The organism is Streptomyces sp. SID3343 (assembly GCF_009865215.1).
Taxonomy (GTDB): Bacteria; Actinomycetota; Actinomycetes; order Streptomycetales; family Streptomycetaceae; genus Embleya.
This window is the reverse complement of sequence record NZ_WWJX01000070.1, coordinates 1-1504: the sequence shown is the minus strand read 5'-3', so window position 1 is coordinate 1504 and position 1504 is coordinate 1. Positions and strand designations below refer to the sequence as shown.

The 1504-nt window shown below is 73.5% G+C and carries 2 protein-coding genes; both read right to left on the bottom strand.

The window, feature by feature from the left end:
* Window positions 1-13 precede the first annotated feature (13 nt).
* Window positions 14-979 (bottom strand): pirin family protein, encoded by a 966-nt coding sequence (locus tag GT354_RS02690; RefSeq protein WP_161354533.1) that lies wholly within the window; start codon window positions 977-979, stop codon window positions 14-16.
* A partial coding sequence (locus GT354_RS02685) for an ABC transporter ATP-binding protein (RefSeq protein ID WP_161354532.1) occupies window positions 976-1504 on the bottom strand: 529 nt, incomplete at its 5' end. The genes GT354_RS02690 and GT354_RS02685, both read right to left, overlap by 4 nt.

Here is a 1504-nt window from a genome sequence, read left to right as displayed (position 1 = left end):
GTCCCGCGCCGACTCAGCGCACCCGACCCCGCGCCCGCAACGGCGTCGCCGGCAGCGTCGGCGCGTGCAGCCGCTCGCCGGCGTAGCCGTGTACCGCGCCGAACGCCGTCCCGGTCTCCCACTGCGCCCGCGCCGCGACGATCTCATCACCGGTGCGCGCCACGAAGTTCCACCACATCACGATCTCCTCGGCGAACGGCTCGCCGCCGAGCAACAACAGATCGGCCCCGTTCGCGGACCGAATGTGCAGGTCGGAGCGCGAACACCCGAGGTACAGCAGGCCGCCGCGGGTCAGCGGGACACCGTCCACCTCGGCCTCGCCCGACATCGACATCACCGCGTACTCGAAGTCCGGTTCCAGCGGTGGTCGCACATCCGCGCCCGCGGCCAGGGTCAGATCCGCGCCCACCAGCGGCGTGTACGCGGTCCCCGGCGAGGCCGCGCCGTCGAGCGTGCCCATGATCACCGTCGCGCTCAGGCCGCCGCCGGTGACCACCGGCAACTCGACGTGGTGCTCGAAGTGCGGGTCCACGGCGCGATGCGCGTCGGGCAGGGCCACCCACAGTTGCGCGCCGTGCAGCAGCGGGGGGTGCTCGACCGGCGACTCCTCGGAGTGCGAGATGGCCCGCCCGGACGTCATCAGGCCCAGTTCGCCCGGCCGCACGGTGGCCAGGCTGCCCAGGCTGTCGCGGTGACGGACCTCGCCCTCGCGCAGCCAGCTCACCGTCTGCAGGCCCAGGTGCGGGTGCGGCGGGACCTGCATGCCGGGCTCGGCCGCGATGTCGTCCGGGCCGTAGTGGTCCACGAAGCACCACGCGCCGATCATCCGCCGGCCCAGGCTCGGCAGCAGGCGACGCACCATCGTGCTTTCGCCCAGCTGTACGTCGCGCGACTTCAGCAGCTCGCGTACCGGTTCGCCCGGGACGCCCGCCCGGCCACCGCACGTCGACAGGGTCGGGTGGGTATCGAGGTTGCTCATGGCGCCAACGGTACGCGGACCGGGGGCGTGGCCAGCGGAGCGGCGGCGTAGTGGATGCGCACCACGCCGTCCGGGTGCCGAGCGGTGCTCGCGTTGACGCCGAACACGTCGCGCAGGACGGGCTCGGTGAGCGCGTCGACGACCGAGCCCGCCGCGACCACCCGGCCGGCGTCGAGCACGATCAGCCGGTCGCAGCTACGGGCCGCGAGGTCCAGGTCGTGCAGTACCGCGAGCGTGGTGATGCCCAGCTCGTGGATCAGGGCGAGCAGTTCGAACCTGGCCCGGATGTCGAGGTGGTTGGTCGGCTCGTCCAGCACGAGCAGGGCCGGCTCCTGGGCCAACGCCCGGGCGAGCAGTACGCGTTGGCGTTCGCCTCCGGACAGCGAAGCGAACACGCGGTCGGCGAACGGCGCCGCGCCCGAGCGGGCCAGGGCGTCGGCGACGGTGTCCCGGTCGCGTGCGCTCTCCCGGTCGAACAGGCCCTGATGCGGGGTACGGCCGAGCGCGACCACCTCGGCCACCGTC

Coding starts and splice junctions, on each gene's coding strand:
- GT354_RS02690 (WP_161354533.1), bottom strand. CDS start 979: ATGAGCAACCTCGATACCCACCCGACCCTGTCGACGTGCGGTGGCCGG.